We start from the raw sequence: 16,069 nt of genomic DNA on the forward strand, positions 1-16,069 counted from the left end.
AAGCCGGGCTCCCGGCAGTCCATTCGCCGGGCCGGCGGTCGCGATGCCGGATCTTGTGCGCGGACGCTAAGCTCGCTAACCGACGGTGCGACCCCCGGGAACGCGCACCGTCCATGAAGCTCATCATCCAGATCCCCTGCCTCAACGAGGAGGAAACGCTCGGCGAAACGCTGCGGGCGCTGCCGCGCACCGTGCCGGGCTGCGACAGCGTCGAATGGCTGGTGATCAACGACGGCAGCACCGACCGCACCGTCGAGGTCGCCCGCGAGAACGGCGTCGACCACATCGTCGACTTCGCCACCAATCGCGGTCTCGCCAAGGCCTTCATGGCCGGCATCGAGCGGGCCCTCCAGGAAGGGGCGGACATCGTCGTCAACACCGACGCCGACAACCAGTACGATGCGAGCTGCATCCCGGACCTCGTGCGCCCGATCGTCGAGAAGCGGGCGCAGGTCGTGGTCGGCAGCCGCCCGATCTCGGAGATCGAGCACTTCTCGCCCGCAAAGAAGCTCCTCCAGAAGCTCGGCAGCTGGGTCGTGCGCTTCTGCTCGAAGGCCGACGTCGAGGACGCGCCGAGCGGCTTCCGCGCTTTTTCCCGGGAAGCCGCCCTGCGCCTCAACGTCTTCGACAGCTACACCTACACGCTGGAATCGATCATCCAGGCGGGGCGCTCGGGGATCCGCATCGTGTCGGTGCCGATCAGGATCAACGGCGAAACGCGCCCGTCGCGGCTCATCCGCTCGATCCCGCGCTATGTCCTGCGCTCCAGTGTCTCGATCCTGCGCTCGCTGCTGATCTACCGGCCGGGCCGGACGTTCTTCGCCCTCGGCGCGCCGCCGGTGATGCTCGGCCTGTTTCTGCTGGCGCGCTGGCTCGTCCTCTACCTCGACGGCACCGAGCGCTCGCACGTGCCGAGCCTCGTCGCCGCGGCCATCGTCATCCTCATCGGCTCCTTGTTCTGGCTCGCCGGCCTTCTCGGCGTCCTTCTCGGCATCAACCGCCGGCTGATCGAGGACATGCAGGTGAAGCTGCGCAGCCAGAGCCTCGCGCTCCGGCTGGAGCGCGGCCGGGCGCAACTCGCCTCGAGCGGCCAGGAGCCCCTTCGTGAGCGTTGAGCCGCTGCGCCGGGGGCTGGCCGCCCATGCCCTCGCCGTCGTGCCGCGCATCCTGACGCTCCAGGACCGCACGGCGACGAGTCCGACCTTCGGCTGCTTCGACCGCAACTACTGGCACTACCGCATCATCGACTTTCCCTGCGGCATGTCGCAGGAATTCGTTCTGCCGCTCGCCCTCGCCTATGCCGCGGACGTGCCGGACAATCCCTATTTCCGCTCCGAGGCGATCCGCGAATGGGCGGTCGCGGGCATGCGCTATGCCGCGCGCTCGGCCCATCCCGACGGCTCCTGCGATGACTACTTCCCCTTCGAGCGCGCCGCCGGCGCCGCCGCCTTCTCGCTCTTCGCGATCCTGGAAAGCCTCGACGTCCTCGGGATCGGCCCGGACGCCGAGATCGACGGCCTCGTGCGCCGCCGCGCCGCCTGGCTCGCCGCCCACGAGGAGAGCGGCCGCCTGTCCAACCACGAAGCGCTGATCGCCAACGGGCTGGAGCGCGCCGCCCGGCGCCTCGCCGAGCCCGCCTTCGAGGCGGCCATGCACCGGCGCCTCGCGCGGCTGCGCTCCTGGCAGAGCGGCGAGGGCTGGTTCGACGAGTACGGCGGCGCCGATCTCGGCTACCTGTCGCTGACGATCGGCCTTCTCGCCGATCTCGACCGCCGCCGGCCGGACCTCGCCCTTCGCGAGCCGCTGGCGCGGGCGATCGGCTTCTTCCGCCACTTCGTCCATTGCGACGGCTCGGTCGGCGGCGAGTATTCCAGCCGCTCCACCCTCAACTTCTTCCCGCACGGCTTCGAGATCGCCGGCGCCTGGATGCCGGAGGCGCTGGCCGTCAACGACGCGGCCCTGCCCCGCGTCGTGGCCGGGCTCGGCCCGACCTGCGAGGACGACCACATTCTCGCCCATCACGTCTGGAGCTGGCTCCTGACGGTGCGCGAGATGGTCCCGGAGCGCCCCGCCCCCGCGCGCCCGCCGCAGGGCCGGACGAGCTTCCCCGAGGCCGGCCTTCTCGTCGAGCGGCGCGAAAGCGTCGAACTCGTGGTGTCCACCGCCAAGGGCGGCACCTTCCGCCTCTTCCGAAACGGGCGACTCGTGCGCTCCGACACCGGCGCGGCGCTCGCGACGACGGACGGCCGCGCCGCCGTCTGCCACATCGTCGGCCCCTTCGAGACGACGATCGACGGAGACGCGATCACCGTCGCCGGCGCGATGGCCTATGCCAAGAGCGCCCTCCTGACCCCGCTCAAGAACGTCGTCCTGCGCCTCGTCATGCTGAGCCTCGGGCGCTTCTTCCCAGACCTCGTCCGGCGTCTCCTGCAGAAGCTCCTCGTCACTGGGCGGCGCGACGCGCCCTTCCGCTTCCGCCGGGCCCTGACGCTCGAACCAAGCGGCGCCGTTCTCCTGCGCGACGAGATCAGCGCGGCCGAAGGCTGGGACGGCGTCGCCCTGATCGGCCGCGGCCATTCGCAGGTCTCGATCACCACGATCATGGCCCGCGTCTTCCAGCCCTCGCAGCTCGAGCCCTTCGACGACTGGACGGCGCGCCTCGCCGGCCTCGGACCGGCCGAGCCGCTCGTGGTCGAGACGCGGCTGTGAGGCGCGGTTCGTGAAGCGCCTCGTCGGGCTCGCCGTCAGCCTCGTCCTCCTCGCCGGCCTTTACTTCGTCGTCGACCTCGACGCGCTCGCCGCGGCCGTTCGCCGCTCCGACCCCGCCTGGCTCCTTCTCGGCCTGCTTCTCGTCGTGCCCCTGACCTGGGCGACCGCCTGGCGCTTCACCCTGGTCAGCCGCGGCGCCTCGGTGCGAACGGGCGAAGCGGTGCGGCTGGTGCTCGCCGCCTCGACGCTGAACCTGTTTCTCCCATCGAAGATGGGGGACCTTGCCAAGAGCGTCGTCCTCACCCGGCGCCACGGCATGGAGCCGACCCGCTCCTTCGCCGTCGTCGTCCTGGAAAAGGCCCTCGACATGGCCTCGCTCCTGCTGTGGGGCCTCGTCGGAATCCTCACGGTCGCGGCGGGCGACCCGCGCTTCGCGCTCGCGCTGCTGCCGGTCGGCGGGCTCTTCGTTCTTCTCGCCCTCCTGCTCTCGCCCCTGCCGGCCGCGGCCGGTCTCGCGCGCCTTGGCGGGCGCCTCCTGCCGGCAAAGCCGCGCGCCCTCCTCGAACGCTTCTCCGACGACTGGAGCGGCATCGTCGGCTGGTTCTGGCAGAACCCGCGGCGCGCCCTCGGCACCACGCTCCTGTCGGTCGGCATCTGGGCGCTGCACCTCGCCCAGTTCTGGCTCTTCACCCGCGCCCTCGGAGGCGCCGTGCCGCTCCTCGACAACATGGCCTTCGCCACGCTGTCGATCCTCGTCGGCCTCCTGCCCTTCACCTTCGCCGGCGTCGGCACGCGCGACGCGGCCATCGTCCTGTTCTACGCGCCCTATCTCTCGCCCGGCCAGGGCGCGGTTCTCGGCATCCTGGCGACCAGCCGCTACCTCCTGCCGGCCATGGCCGGCCTGCCCTTCGTGTCCAAATTCTACGAGAGCCGCGCCGCCCTGAAGGCCGCGGCTTCCGAACGGGCACCGCGGTGACGTCTTCGATCTTCGCGGGCCTGGAGCGTCGGTTGACGGGCACGCGCGACGAGCGCTTCTGGCGTGCCGCCGCCGTCCTCCTCGGCCTCCTCGCCGCCCTGCGCGAGCTCGACCAGGTCTTCCGGGGACCCTTTCGCTTCCCCAACGACGCGCTCCAGTTCACGGCCTGGATGGCGCGCTGGAGCGAGCCGGCGCTGCGCGGTCCCGACCTCGTGCTCGACTACTGGCAGTCTGTGAGCCCTTGGGTCTACGCGCTGCCTTACCGCGCCGCCTTCGGTCTCGGCCTCGACCCGGTGCTGACGACGAAGCTCCTGCCCGCGCTTCTTCTCGTTCTCCTGCCGCTCGCCGCCTTCCGGCTCGGCCGCAGGCTCGGCGCCGATCCGGCCGTCGCCTTCGTTCTGGCCGTCGTCGCGCTGGTCATCGCGGGCGATCCGACGGCCAGCGGCACGCCGCGGGGCTTCTGGCCGCTCCTCCTGATCCTCGTCGTCGACGGCCTCGTCCGGCAAAGCCTCTGGCAGACGGCGCTGGCGCAGGGGCTCCTGGCCGGCAGCTATCCCCAGGCCGCGCTGGTCTCGGCCGGCGCGATCGGCCTGTCGCCGCTCCTTCCCGGCGGCGGCCGCCTGATCGACCTGTCGAGGCCGCGCATCGTCCTCGTCGCCGCCTGCGCGCTCGCCACCATCGCGGGCGTCGCCCCGACGCTCCTCGCCGAGGGGAGCTTCGGCCCGGTCGCGACGCTCGCCGACGCCCGCGCCATCCCGACCTTCGCCGCGGGCGGTCGCGGCGAGGTGTTCGAGGCGGACGGCTCGGTCGACCTTCTGTGCGGCGAGCGGCTCGGCTTCTTCGGCCGGCGCTGCGAGGCGCCGACAGACCCCCGTCTCGCGCTCCTCGTCGCCGTTCTCCTGACCGGCCCGGCGGTGCTGCTTTGGCGGGCGCTGCGCCCCGGCCCCCGCCCCGGCTCATCCGTCATCGCCGCGCTCGTCCTGTCGGGCACGGCCGGCGCGGTCCTGGCGCAGGTTCTCCTGTTCCGCCTGCACCTGCCCAACCGCTACTCCGACGCGGCCTTCCTTATCGCGGCTCTGGCGACCGCGCTGGTCGCCTGCGAGGCGATCCGCGCCCGGATCCCGTCGGGCCTGTCCCGGAGCGTCGCCGGCCGGCTCGCCCTGATGCTCGCCGCCGCGGGTCTCGTCGGCGGCTCGCTCGCCGCCGCTCAGGGCGTCAGGGCGCTCGCCCGCGAACCCGAACGGCCCGGCATCGTCGAGGCCGCCGCGCGAACGCCGCCCGGAACCCGCCTCGCCGGCTTCGTGAACGAATTGGACTACGTGCCGGTCTTCGCGCGGCGCGGGGTCTACGCCACGCGCGAGCACGCCATCGCCTACCAGCTCGGCTACTTCAGGGAGCTGGAAGCGCGCATGCAGCGGCTGCTGCGGATCGTGCAGACGCCCGACCCCGCCGAGTTCCGGCAACTGCTCGCGAACCTGCCGGCCGATCGCCTCCTCGTGGAGGAGGTAACGCTGGCGAGCGGCGCGCTCCCGCCCTCGTTCCAAGGCTTCTTCGCTCCCGCACCGCCCCCCACTCGGCCGACCGCCCTGTCGCGCCTCGCACCAAGCTGCGAGGAGGCGCGGATCGCGGGCGTCGTCGTCCTCGACGTCGTCTGCCTGTCCAAAGCCGGCTGACGCGGGCGGGCCGCCCTCACGAGGGCGCGGCCATCGTCTGGATCCAGTCCCGGAAGGCGGCCAGCGGCGCGCTCGCCTCGCTGCGCGCGGGATAGATCAGCGCGTAGTCGGAGCTGCCCGGCAGGACGCGCTGCGAGATCTTGAGGAGCCGCTCGGCCCGAAGGTCCGAGACGGCGAGGACTTCCGGAACGAGCGCGGCGCCGAGCCCGGCGCGCGCGGCCCCCAGCACCATGCCGAAATGCTCGAAGCGCGGGCCGCGCAGGATCGAGATCGGGTCGAGCCCCGCGTCGCGGAACCAGTCCAGCCAGAGCTCGGGGCGCGTCGACTGCTGGAGGAGCGGCAGGCGCGCGATCGCCTCGTCCGCCAGGGGCAGCCCGCCTGCGCCCAGGAGGCTCGGCGAGGCGACCGCGATCAGGGCCTCGCTCACCAGCGGCACCACGCTTGTTCCCGGCCCGGCCAGCTCGCGGCGCTGCAGCGCCGCGTCGAAGGGCTCGCGCTCGAAGTCCACCGCCTGGAGGCGCGAGGCGATGTCGAGCGACAGGTGTGGGGCGCGGCGCCGGAACTCGGGCAGGCGCGGGATCAGCCAGGCCGTGCCGAAGGTCGGCAGCACCGCCAGGCGCAGGACGTCGCCCTGGCCGCCGAACGACATGACCGTCAGGGCGGCGGCGTTGATGTCGGCGAGCACCCGCTCGGTGTCGCGCAGCATCGCCCGACCCGCATCCGACAGGATCAGCCGCTTGCGCACCCGGTGGAAGAGCTGGACGCCGAGCCGCGCTTCCAGCGAGCCGAGGGACCGGCTGACCGCGCTCTGGGTCAGGCCGAGGCGGCGGGCGGCCTCGGTCGCCGAGCCGCTTTCGGCGCAGGCGCCGAGCGCCTGGAGCTCGGACAAGGTGGGGGTGAAGGATCGGCGCATGACGGCTCCGGGACCTATCACGCCCCTTGCGCGGGCGGGAGCACCGGCTGCGCCGGAGGGGCGGACTTCATGAAAATTCCTCCTGAACTCGCCAGCCGAACGCATTGGCCCCGCCGTCCGTCCTCGTTTATCGATGCGGGACATGCCCGGCGCGCCGTCGGGATCATCGACGCATCGGAGTTCCGCATGACCCTCAAGCCGAAGGACGCCCCCGATCTCGGCCGGTTCGACTGGGAGGACCCGCTCCGCCTCGACGCGCAGCTGTCCGACGAGGAGCGCATGCTGCGCGACGGCGCCCGCACCTACGCGCAGGACAAGCTTCAGCCGCGGGTGATCGCCGCCTTCCGCGACGAGGCGAGCGATCCCGCGATCTTCCGCGAGATGGGCGAGATGGGTCTTCTCGGCGTCACCATCCCGGAGGAGTACGGGGGCCTCGGCGCGTCCTACGTCGCCTACGGCCTGATCGCCCGGGAGATCGAGCGGGTGGATTCCGGCTATCGCTCGATGATGAGCGTCCAGTCCTCGCTCGTCATGTATCCGATCTTCGCCTACGGCTCGGAGGAGCAGCGGCGGCGCTACCTGCCGGGCCTCGCCAGCGGCGCGCTGATCGGCTGCTTCGGCCTCACCGAGCCCGACGCCGGATCCGATCCCGCCGGCATGCGCACGACGGCCCGTCGCACGGCGAACGGCTACGTCCTCGACGGCAGCAAGACCTGGATCTCCAACGCGCCCATCGCCGACGTCTTCGTGGTCTGGGCGAAGTCCGAGGCACACGGCGGCAAGATCCGCGGCTTCGTGCTCGACAAGGGAACCAAGGGGCTGTCCGCGCCCAGGATCGAGGGCAAGCTCAGCCTGCGCGCCTCCGTCACCGGCGAGATCGTGATGAACGCGGTCGAGGTCGGCGAGGATGCGCTGCTGCCGAACGTCGAGGGGCTCAAGGGCCCCTTCGGCTGCCTCAACCGCGCGCGCTACGGCATCTCGTGGGGCGTGATGGGAGCGGCGGAGTTCTGCTTCCACGCCGCGCGCCGCTACGGGCTCGACCGTCACCAGTTCGGCCGCCCGCTCGCCCAGACCCAGCTCTTCCAGCTGCGCCTCGCCGACATGCTGACCGAGATCGCGCTCGGCCTGCAGGCGAGCCTTCGCGTCGGCCGCCTCCTCGACGAGGCGAACGCGGCGCCCGAGATGATCTCGATCGTCAAGCGCAGCAATTGCGGGCGGGCGCTCGATATCGCCCGCCGCGCCCGCGACATGCACGGCGGCAACGGCATCTCGGAGGAATACCAGGTGATGCGCCACATGGTGAACCTGGAAACGGTGAACACCTACGAGGGCACGCACGACGTCCACGCCCTGATCCTCGGGCGCGCCGTCACCGGCCTCCAGGCCTTCGTTTGAGCGCGGCCCGATGATCGGGGCCGCCCCCTCCGGCGAGCCGCCGCTCGCCGGCCTCAAGGTCGTCGAGCTGGCGCGCATCCTGGCCGGTCCGTGGATCGGGCAGACGCTGGCGGACCTCGGGGCCGAGGTCGTCAAGGTCGAGGCGCCGGAGGGCGACGACACCCGCCGCTGGGGGCCGCCCTTCGTGGAGCGGCAACTGGACGACGGGACGAGCGAGCGCACCGCCGCCTATTTCCACGCGGCCAATCGCGGCAAGCGCTCGCTCGCCCTCGACTTCAACGACGCCGCCGACCTTCGGCGCGTTCTCGACCTCGTGCGCGAGGCCGACGTCGTGATCGAGAACTTCAAGGTCGGGGGCCTCGCCAAGTACGGGCTCGACTATGCGAGCCTCGCCGCGCTCAATCCGCGCCTCGTCTACTGCTCCATCACCGGCTTCGGCCAGGACGGGCCTTTCGCGCGCCTGCCGGGCTACGACTTCCTGGTCCAGGGCCTGTGCGGGATCATGGACCTCACCGGCGAGCCGGACGGGGAGCCGCAGAAGATCGGCGTCGCCTGGATCGACATCCTCACCGGCCTCTACGGCACCATCGGCATCCAGGCCGCGCTGGCCGAGCGCGCCCGCTCCGGCCGGGGCCAGCACGTCGACCTGGCGCTGCTCGACTGCGGCGTCGCCGCGCTCGCCAACCAGGCCATGAACCATCTGGCCGGCGGCGCGCCCCCGCGCCGGATGGGCAACGCCCATCCCAACATCGTGCCTTACCAGGTCTTTCCCTGCTCGGACGGCCACGCCATCGTCGCCTGCGGCAACGATCGCCAGTTCGCCGCCTTCGTCGACGCGCTCGGCATCGCCGAAGTCGCGCTCGACCCCGCCTATGCGACGAACCCCGCGCGGGTGGAGAACCGGGCGACGCTCGTGCCGATCCTCTCGGCTCGCACCCGCCTCCTGACGCGCGACGACCTCATCGCCGCGATGCAGGCGCGCGGCGTGCCGGGCGGCCCGATCAACAGCGTGGCGGACGCCATCGATCATCCCCAGGTGCGCTCGCGGGGCCTTCGCATCGAGCCGGAAGGGGTGCCGGGCCTGCGAACGCCGATTCGCTTCTCGCGCAGCCCCCTGGCTCTCGACCGCGCCTCCCCGCCCCTTCGACCCGCCCTGAACCCGAAAGGTGGCTCCTCGCCCGGGTGAGCCGGGCCTTCCCGGGCTTCCCCGTTTCGAAGGCTGGGCCGGCGCGAGCTGTTCGGCGCGACATTTCGGATCGACGAAATGCCGCCAATCGAGCCGAATAATAAACGGGCGAGCAGCCGGGCGCGATCCGCCGAGACTGCTTGAAAACGGGAGTCATGATGTGGGGAGTGCTGGTCGGAGTGGCAGGATTTGAACCTGCGACCCCCTCGTCCCGAACGAGGTGCGCTACCAGACTGCGCTACACTCCGCGACCTGCGGGCGGGTCTATAACCCGGCCCCCGTTCGCCTGCAAGCGGCTAATCCATGCTTTTTCGACGGGGTCGCTCCTCAGGCGAAAACGAAGTCGGCGAGGAGCTTCACGTTGAGGCCGGCGATGGTGACGGCGATCAGCACGGCGACGGCGACGAGCCATCGCGGCGCGACGAGTTCGCCCATCTTCGCGCGGCTGGCCGTGAACGTCACCAGCGGGAACACTGCGAAGGAGAGCTGGAGGCTCAGGACCACCTGGGTCAGGATAAGGAGCTCGGCCGTGCCGGCATCGCCGTACCAGATGGTGACGCCGGCCGCCGGAATGATCGCGATGAGGCGGGTGATGAGCCGCCGCAGCCAGGGCGCGAGGCGCAGCCGAAGAAAGCCCTCCATGACGATCTGGCCGGCCAGTGTCGCCGTGACCGTGGAGTTGAGGCCGCAGCAGAGCAGCGCGACGCCGAACAGCACCGGCGCGACGGCGAAGCCGAGAAGCGGGGCGAGGAGGTCGTGCGCCTCGCCGAGTTCGGCGATCTCCGTGCGGCCGCTCGTGTGGAAGGCCGCCGCCGCCAGGATCAGGATCGACGCGTTGACGAGAAGCGCCAACATCAGGGCGAGGGTCGAATCGAGCGTCGCGAAGCGCAGCGCCTCGCGCTTCTCGGGAAGCGTTTCGCCGTAGGCACGGGTCTGCACGATGCCGGAATGGAGGTAGAGGTTGTGCGGCATCACCGTCGCGCCGAGGATGCCGAGCGCGAGGTAGAGCATCTCCGGATTGGAAACGATCTCGCGCGTCGGGGCGAAACCGGCGATCACCGCGCTCCAGTCCGGGTCGACCATGGCGATCTGAACGGTGAAGCAGACCGCGATCACGCCGAGAAGCGCGATGATGAAGGCCTCGACCCAGCGAAAGCCGAGCTTCTGGAGGTAAAGGATCAGGAAGACGTCGAGCGCCGTGACGACGACGCCGATCTCCAGCGGCAGGCCGAAGATCAGGTTGAGGCCGATCGCCGTGCCGATCACCTCGGCGATGTCGGTGGCGATGATCGCGATCTCGGCGAGAAGCCAAAGCGTGACGGCCACGGGCCGGGGATAGGCGTCGCGGCAGGCCTGGGCGAGGTCGCGCCCGCTGGCGATGGCGAGGCGCGCGCAGAGCGACTGAAGCACGATCGCCATGATGTTGGACAAAAGCGCGACGAAGAGCAGCGTGTAGCCGAAGGCCGATCCGCCCGCGATCGAGGTCGCCCAGTTGCCCGGATCCATGTAGCCGACGGCCACGAGGTAGCCCGGCCCGAAAAAGGCGAGCGCCCGGCGCCAGGGCGCCCCGCCGCGCCGCACCGCGACCGTGCGGTGAACGTCCGCGAGCGAGCCCTCGCCGACGGAGGTGAGCCACCCCGTCTCGCCCTTCGGCCTGCCGACGCGCAGATCCATGGCACACCGTTCCCTTGCCCGCCCCAGGCTGAATCGCGGGCGGCCGGGCGCGTTCCGCCGCTCCTCCCCGAATGAAGCTGAAGCCGCAAGGTTTGTCGATGGGCAACTTTTTAGGCGGAGGGCATTGCCGGGGTACTGCCTTCGGGTCGGGAATGCCGACGGGCGGCCGATCTCAGGCCGGCACGACTCCTTTCATCGCGCGGCCTCGCCCTCGTCGAGGGCCATCTGCCAGAACGCGGCTTCCAGGTCGCAGGCCTTGGCGAAGTGCGCCGCGAGCTCGCCGCGGCGCCCCGTCGACAGATCCGCGCCGAGGCGGTCGATCTCGCCGCGCGCCGCCGCCGCTACGCCCTGATAGCTCTCGCCGGCATATTCGGCGATCCAGTCGGCCTGCGCATGCCCGGTATGGCGTCCGGCCTCGGATCGGATGGCGCGCGCGATCTCGCCGTAGCCGACGACGCAAGGCGCGAGTGCGACGCGCAGGTCCAGGAGGTCCCCCGCCATGCCGGCGTCGAGCACGAAACGGGTATAGGCGACCGTCGCCGCGAGTTCGGGCGCGGATTCGAGATCCGCGGGCGACAGGCCCCAGCGCGCCGACACGCGGACGTGGAGGTCCAACTCGACGTCGAGGATCGCGACGAGCGCGGTCTTGGCCGCGCGCATGTCGGCGAGCGTCCGGCTCTTGTAGACCGCAAGCGCCTGCGCCCGCGCGAACTGGATCAGGAAGAGGTAGTCCTGGACGAGATAGGCCCGGAAGGCTCCTTCCGGGAGACGGTTCTCGGCAAGGCGCCGCACGAAGTCGTGCTCGACATAGGCCGTCCAGTTCGGCCGGGCTCGCGCCTTCAGCTCGTCGAAGAGCCCGCTCATCGCCCCTCCTCCGTCCAAAGCGCGTGGAAGTGGTGGACGGGACCGCGTCCGCGATGGCCGAGATCGAGCTGCGCCGCCCCGGCGAGCGCGGCGGACAGGTAGCGCTTCGCCGCCTCGACGGCGTCCTCCAGCGCCAGGTCGCGGGCGAGCCCGGCCGCCACCGCGGCCGAGAGCGTGCAGCCGGTGCCGTGATCGCTCGTCGTGTCGATGCGCGGCGCGGCGAAGCGGCGGGGCGCCGCGTCCGGCCGCACCAGGATGTCGGCGCTGTCCGCCCCGCCGAGATGGCCGCCCTTGACCAGGACGGCGCGGGCGCCGAGATCGAGGATGCGCCGCCCCTGCTCCTCCATCTCCGCCTCGCTGGTCGCGACCGGCCGGGCGGTCAGGAGCGCCGCCTCCGCCAGGTTCGGCGTGACGAGGCAGGCCAGCGGCACGAGGTGCCCGATCAGCGCCTCCGCCGCGTCCGCCGCGAGCAGCCGGTCGCCGGAGGTCGCGACCATCACCGGGTCGAGCACGGCCTCGCGCCCGTGCCGCGCCAGGGTTTCGCCGATCGCCTCGATCGTGTCGCGATCGCCCGCCATGCCGATCTTGATCGCGCCGACGCGAAAATCGGCGAGCACGGCCTCGATCTGCGCGGCCACCATCTCGGCCGGAAGGATCGAAACCGCCGAGACGCCCGTCGTGTTCTGGGCCGTGACGGCGGTCAGCGCGCTGGTTCCGAAGACGTGGCACGCCGAGAAGGTCTTGAGGTCGGCCTGGATGCCGGCGCCTCCGCCGCTATCGGACCCCGCGATGGTCAGGGCGACGGCGGTCATCGTGCCGCCTCCCCTTTTGCCGCGTCCACCGCCGCGCGCAACGCCCGCGCCGCCGCCGCGGGATCGGCCGCGCGCAGCACCGCCGAGATCACGGCGACGCCGTCGGCACCGGCGGCGACGAGCTGCGCCGCGCGCTCGGCGTCGATGCCGGCGATGGCGCCGACGGGCAGATCCGGCCGCGCGTCCCGCAGGCCGTTTCGCAGGGTGCGAAAGCCCTCGATGCCGACCGGCGGCTCCGGATTTGCCTTCGACAGGGTTTCGAAGACGCCGCCGATGCAGGCATAGTCGACGGCGGGGTGCAGCGCGCCCCGCGCGTCGTCGGCGTTCTTCACGGTGACGCCGACGATCGCGCTCGCGCCCAGGATCCGCCGCGCCGTATCCGGCGCCATATCGTCGCGCCCGAGATGGACGCCCTCCGTGCCGGATGCCAGCGCGACGTCGACGCGGTCGTTGACGAGAAGCGGCACGCCCGAGCCCGCCAGCGCGGCGCGGATCGCCGAGGCGCGCGCCACCATCGCGCGGGTCGAGGCGGTCTTGTCGCGATACTGGAGGAGCGTCGCGCCGTTCTCGGCGGCCGTCCGCGCGAGATCGGGCAGGCGCTCGGGCGGCACGGCGCCGGCGTCGAGAAGGACGTAGAGGGACAGGTCGATCATCGGTTGATCCGTGCGAGGGCGAGGACGTCGTCGCGGCCGAGGCCTGCGAGCGCGTCGAGGAGGTGGACGGCGAAGGTGCCGGGACCGGCCGAGCGCCGGGCCGCGATCTCGGCCGCGACGCCGAGCGTGACGGCCGTCGCGATGCCCGCCGCGACGGCGTCCGGCTCGACCGCGAGAAAGGCCGCGGCCATGGCGCCGGACAGGCACCCCGTGCCCGTCACGTCGGCGAGCCAGGGATGGCCGTTCGCGACTGTCAGGCTGCGCGCTTCGTCCGCGATCCGGTCGAGCCGGCCGGTTTCGAGCCGCGCCCCGGCGAAGGACCCGAGCGCGGCCATCTCGTCCGCATTGGCGCGCACCAGCGCCGGCTTCCTGGCAAGGAGCGCGCGCGCGCGCGTGCGCCGCCGCTCGGCGATGTCGCATTTCACGGGGTCGAGCACGAAGGGGCGTCCGCTCGACGCGAAGAGGTCGACGGCGACGTCGATCGCCGCGCGCCGGTCGCGGTCGAGCGTGCCGAGATTGACGAGGAGCGCGCGAGCCGCGCCCGCGACCTCCGCGACCTCGTCGGGATCGGTGGTCATCGAGGGCACGGCGCCGAGCGCCGTCAGACCGTCCGCGGTGCGGGTCTGGACCACCGTGTTGGTGAGGGCGTGGACGCGCGGGCGCGCGTCGCGCAGGGCGTCGAGAATGTCGGCGACGCGCTCGGGGGTCACGGCCCCGGTCCCGATCACGGCCGCGCTCACGCGCCGAGCTCCACGGCGAGCGCTTCGACGCCGGGCGCCTCGTCGACGAGGCCGCGCGCCTCCAGGAAGGCGGACAGTTTCGCATAGCGCTCGCGGTCGAGCCGCGCGGGATCCTGCGCGAAGAGCGGCAGGGTGTCGGCGAAGGCCTGGCGGTTCAGCCGGTCGTCGAGATCGGGATGAGCCGCGAGAAACAGCCGCCATCCCTCGGCCGGATCGGCGCGCAGCCGCCGCGTCGCCTCGTCCACGGCGGCGAGGAAGCGCGGCAGGCGGGGATCGTTCGTCCTGTCGGCATGGGCGACGAAGATCAGTTCGTCATAGGCCGGGACGCCGTGCTCTTCCGGCAGGAAGGCGAGACCCTCCCGCCCCTCGATCGCCATCTGCGTCAGCTCGAAGTTGCGAAAGCCCCCGACGGTCGCGTCGACCTGGCCGGAGAGCAGCGCGGGCGTGAGCGAGAAGTTGACGTTGACGAGCTCGACGTCGCTCGCCGACAGGCCGACGCTCGCCAGCATTTGGCCGACCAGCGCGTCCTCGAAGCCCGACACGGAATAGCCGATCCGCCGGCCCTTGAGGTCCGCGAGGCTCTTCACGGGCCCGTCCTTCAGGACGATCAGCGTGTTCAGCGGCGAGGCAACGAGCGTGCCGAAGCGCTTCAAGGGCAGGCCGGCCGCGACGTCGAGAACGAGGTTCGGCTGGTAGTGGACGGCGACGTCCGCCTGGCCCGCCGCGACGAGGCGCGGCGGCGCGGAGGGGTCGGCCGGCGGCACCAGCTCGACAACGAGGCCCTGGGCCGCGAAGAGGCCGAGCGCCTCGGCGAGAACGAGCGGCGCGTGGTCGGGATTGACGAACCATTCGAGGAGGACGGTGAGCTTGTCCTCGGCGGCGGGCGCCCGGCGGCCGGCCAGGATGGCGGGCAGCGCGAGCGAGGCGGCGAGAAGGGTGCGGCGCTTCATGGGCATTCCTTGGGGGTTTCTGCGGTCAGACCGTTCGCGCCCAGGGCGCGAGGCGATGGGCGAGGGCGTCGACGAGGGCGCGAAGGGCGAGCGTCATCAGCGCGAGAAGAACGAGGGCGGCGAAGAGCACGTCGGTCTGCATGCGCGCATTGGCCTGGATCATCAGGAAGCCGAGCCCGCCGGTCGCCCCGACCCATTCGCCGACGACGGCGCCGAGCGGCGCGAGGGGCGCGGCGACCCGCAGGCCCGAGACCAGCGCCGGCATGGCGAGCGGCACGCGCAGGAGCCGCAGCGTCTGGAAGGGCGTCGCGCCCGCGAGCGCCGCCGCATCGACGACGTCGCGCTCGATCCGGCGCAGACCGTCGGCGAAGGCGGAGGCGACGGGAAAGAACAGGATCAGCGCCGCCATCGCGACCTTGGAGGCGACGCCGAAGCCGAACCACAGGACGAGGATCGGCGCGATCGCGAAGACCGGCAGCGCCTGGAGAACGAGGAGCACCGGCCAGGCGAGCGCGCCGACGCGCGGCAGGGCGACAACGAGGAGGCCGGACAGGGCGCCGGCAAGGCTCCCGATGACGAGACCGAGCCCGGCCTCGCCGAGCGTCAGGAGCGCTTCCGGCCAGAGCATGGAAAAACGCTCGACGAGCGTGCGGCCGACCGCGAGCGGCGACGGCAGGAGATAGCGCGGCGGGTCGAGGATCAGGACGGCGCCCTGCCAGAGCGCGAGCACCGAGACGCAGCCGCGCGCGACCACCAGCACGATGTCCCGGCTGCGGAGCCCGCCCGCCCGCGCCGCTTCGGCTCCGCCCGCCGCCCGCATGCTCCCCGCCCTTTCGCGCTGGGCGGCCGGAGCCGCCGGCGATCCGGGACGAAGCTGGCTGACAGGATGTGAGGCGACCGGGCACCCGACGGCGGCCCGCTTTCCCGTTCCTACGCCGGCATGACCCGGATCAGGTTCAAGGGTTCGGCCTTCGCCATCTCAGCGCCCTGCGACGCACCCCTCGGAATGCCAGCACCATGCCGCGGGGCTCGCCGCGCGTCAACGGCCGCAGGAAAGGGGGCGAAGCGACGCAGATCGTGGGCCGATCGTGCTGGAGGATGCCATCCGACTTGCGTTTCTCTTTCGCTTTCCGGGCAGCCGACCGGAGAGATCCCGGGATGCCGAACCGAGGCTCGCGCTGTCTTCGTGGCAACCTTCAACGAGCGGCCGGCCTCCCGCTCCATACGAGCGTCCAGAGATAAACCGCTCTGCCGCCATGATCGGGAACGGAACGATCATGGGCGAGCCGCAGGAGCAGCCTTGAGATCGCCACCGCTGCAGTCGCCGCGACGCAATTTCGTTTGAGGCGCGGTTATCTTTCGTATAGCCTTCACATCGGCGCGCGGATGCAATGGGTCCTGGCTGTGTCAAAACCCTGCTCATGCTATCTTCTTCAGGGTGGTCTGGAGGATGGCATGGGACGCTTCGTTGTCGGCGCCGATCGCGATCAGGCGACGCTGTTCCCGCCCTGCCTCGAGGACTGG

Annotated in this window: 14 protein-coding genes, 1 tRNA gene and 1 riboswitch; of the genes, 6 read left to right on the plus strand and 9 right to left on the minus strand. The window is 71.7% G+C overall.

From position 1 onward, the window contains the following. Positions 1-113: 113 nt before the first annotated feature. From FZN60_RS26695 to FZN60_RS26710, 4 genes are read left to right on the plus strand one after another with little or no spacing between them, the layout of a single operon-like run. Positions 114-1,115, plus strand: coding sequence for a glycosyltransferase family 2 protein (locus FZN60_RS26695; protein WP_158877109.1), 1,002 nt, complete (start codon positions 114-116; stop codon positions 1,113-1,115). After that, positions 1,105-2,709, plus strand: a complete 1,605-nt coding sequence (locus tag FZN60_RS26700; RefSeq protein WP_199266660.1) for a hypothetical protein — start codon at positions 1,105-1,107, stop codon at positions 2,707-2,709. The genes FZN60_RS26695 and FZN60_RS26700 overlap by 11 nt, the downstream gene beginning before the upstream one ends. Before the next feature lie 10 nt (positions 2,710-2,719). Beyond that, the gene (locus FZN60_RS26705) at positions 2,720-3,685 is read left to right on the plus strand and encodes a lysylphosphatidylglycerol synthase transmembrane domain-containing protein (protein ID WP_158877111.1); all 966 of its coding nucleotides are present in this window, start codon (positions 2,720-2,722) and stop codon (positions 3,683-3,685) included. Next, the gene (locus tag FZN60_RS26710; RefSeq protein WP_158877113.1) at positions 3,682-5,358 is read left to right on the plus strand and encodes a hypothetical protein; all 1,677 of its coding nucleotides are present in this window, start codon (positions 3,682-3,684) and stop codon (positions 5,356-5,358) included. The genes FZN60_RS26705 and FZN60_RS26710 overlap by 4 nt, the downstream gene beginning before the upstream one ends. Before the next feature lie 16 nt (positions 5,359-5,374). Here FZN60_RS26710 and FZN60_RS26715 read toward each other — a convergent pair whose 3' ends face one another. After that, complete coding sequence (locus tag FZN60_RS26715; protein WP_158877115.1) at positions 5,375-6,271, minus strand: LysR substrate-binding domain-containing protein; 897 nt, start codon at positions 6,269-6,271, stop codon at positions 5,375-5,377. Positions 6,272-6,457: 186 nt separating this feature from the next. Between FZN60_RS26715 and FZN60_RS26720 the strand changes: the two genes are divergently transcribed. After that, on the plus strand, positions 6,458-7,666 hold the full coding sequence (locus FZN60_RS26720) for an acyl-CoA dehydrogenase (protein WP_158877117.1): 1,209 nt from the start codon (positions 6,458-6,460) through the stop codon (positions 7,664-7,666). A gap of 10 nt (positions 7,667-7,676) precedes the next feature. Next, positions 7,677-8,852 carry a CaiB/BaiF CoA transferase family protein gene (locus tag FZN60_RS26725; protein WP_158877119.1) on the plus strand — a complete coding sequence of 392 codons (1,176 nt, stop codon included), beginning with the start codon at positions 7,677-7,679 and terminating at the stop codon, positions 8,850-8,852. A gap of 171 nt (positions 8,853-9,023) precedes the next feature. On the opposite strand, the gene FZN60_RS26730 is transcribed toward FZN60_RS26725, so the two are convergent. The 8 genes from FZN60_RS26730 to FZN60_RS26765 all read right to left on the minus strand — a co-directional run bounded on the left by FZN60_RS26730 (position 9,024) and on the right by FZN60_RS26765 (position 15,365). Then, positions 9,024-9,100, minus strand: a tRNA-Pro gene (locus FZN60_RS26730). A 79-nt stretch (positions 9,101-9,179) separates the two neighbouring features. Continuing rightward, the gene (locus FZN60_RS26735; RefSeq protein ID WP_158877121.1) at positions 9,180-10,526 is read right to left on the minus strand and encodes an Nramp family divalent metal transporter; all 1,347 of its coding nucleotides are present in this window, start codon (positions 10,524-10,526) and stop codon (positions 9,180-9,182) included. Between the two features lie 192 nt (positions 10,527-10,718). Further along, positions 10,719-11,390 (minus strand): TenA family protein, encoded by a 672-nt coding sequence (locus tag FZN60_RS26740; RefSeq protein WP_158877123.1) that lies wholly within the window; start codon positions 11,388-11,390, stop codon positions 10,719-10,721. After that, positions 11,387-12,202: a bifunctional hydroxymethylpyrimidine kinase/phosphomethylpyrimidine kinase gene (gene thiD / locus FZN60_RS26745; protein WP_158877125.1), complete on the minus strand. Its 816-nt coding sequence runs from the start codon at positions 12,200-12,202 to the stop codon at positions 11,387-11,389. The genes FZN60_RS26740 and thiD overlap by 4 nt, the downstream gene beginning before the upstream one ends. Then, positions 12,199-12,855, minus strand: coding sequence for a thiamine phosphate synthase (gene thiE, locus FZN60_RS26750; RefSeq protein ID WP_158877127.1), 657 nt, complete (start codon positions 12,853-12,855; stop codon positions 12,199-12,201). The genes thiD and thiE overlap by 4 nt, the downstream gene beginning before the upstream one ends. Beyond that, the gene (locus FZN60_RS26755) at positions 12,852-13,595 is read right to left on the minus strand and encodes a hydroxyethylthiazole kinase (RefSeq protein ID WP_210253436.1); all 744 of its coding nucleotides are present in this window, start codon (positions 13,593-13,595) and stop codon (positions 12,852-12,854) included. The genes thiE and FZN60_RS26755 overlap by 4 nt, the downstream gene beginning before the upstream one ends. Continuing rightward, positions 13,592-14,545, minus strand: coding sequence for an ABC transporter substrate-binding protein (locus tag FZN60_RS26760; RefSeq protein WP_158877129.1), 954 nt, complete (start codon positions 14,543-14,545; stop codon positions 13,592-13,594). Before FZN60_RS26760 ends, FZN60_RS26755 begins: the two co-directional genes overlap by 4 nt. A 25-nt stretch (positions 14,546-14,570) precedes the next feature. Beyond that, positions 14,571-15,365 carry an ABC transporter permease gene (locus FZN60_RS26765; RefSeq protein ID WP_158877131.1) on the minus strand — a complete coding sequence of 265 codons (795 nt, stop codon included), beginning with the start codon at positions 15,363-15,365 and terminating at the stop codon, positions 14,571-14,573. A gap of 90 nt (positions 15,366-15,455) precedes the next feature. Then, a riboswitch (TPP riboswitch) is annotated at positions 15,456-15,557 on the minus strand. Positions 15,558-16,069 lie beyond the last annotated feature (512 nt).

The sequence above is a fragment of the Antarcticirhabdus aurantiaca genome, from assembly GCF_009765365.1.
GTDB lineage: Bacteria > Pseudomonadota > Alphaproteobacteria > Rhizobiales > Rhizobiaceae > Antarcticirhabdus > Antarcticirhabdus aurantiaca.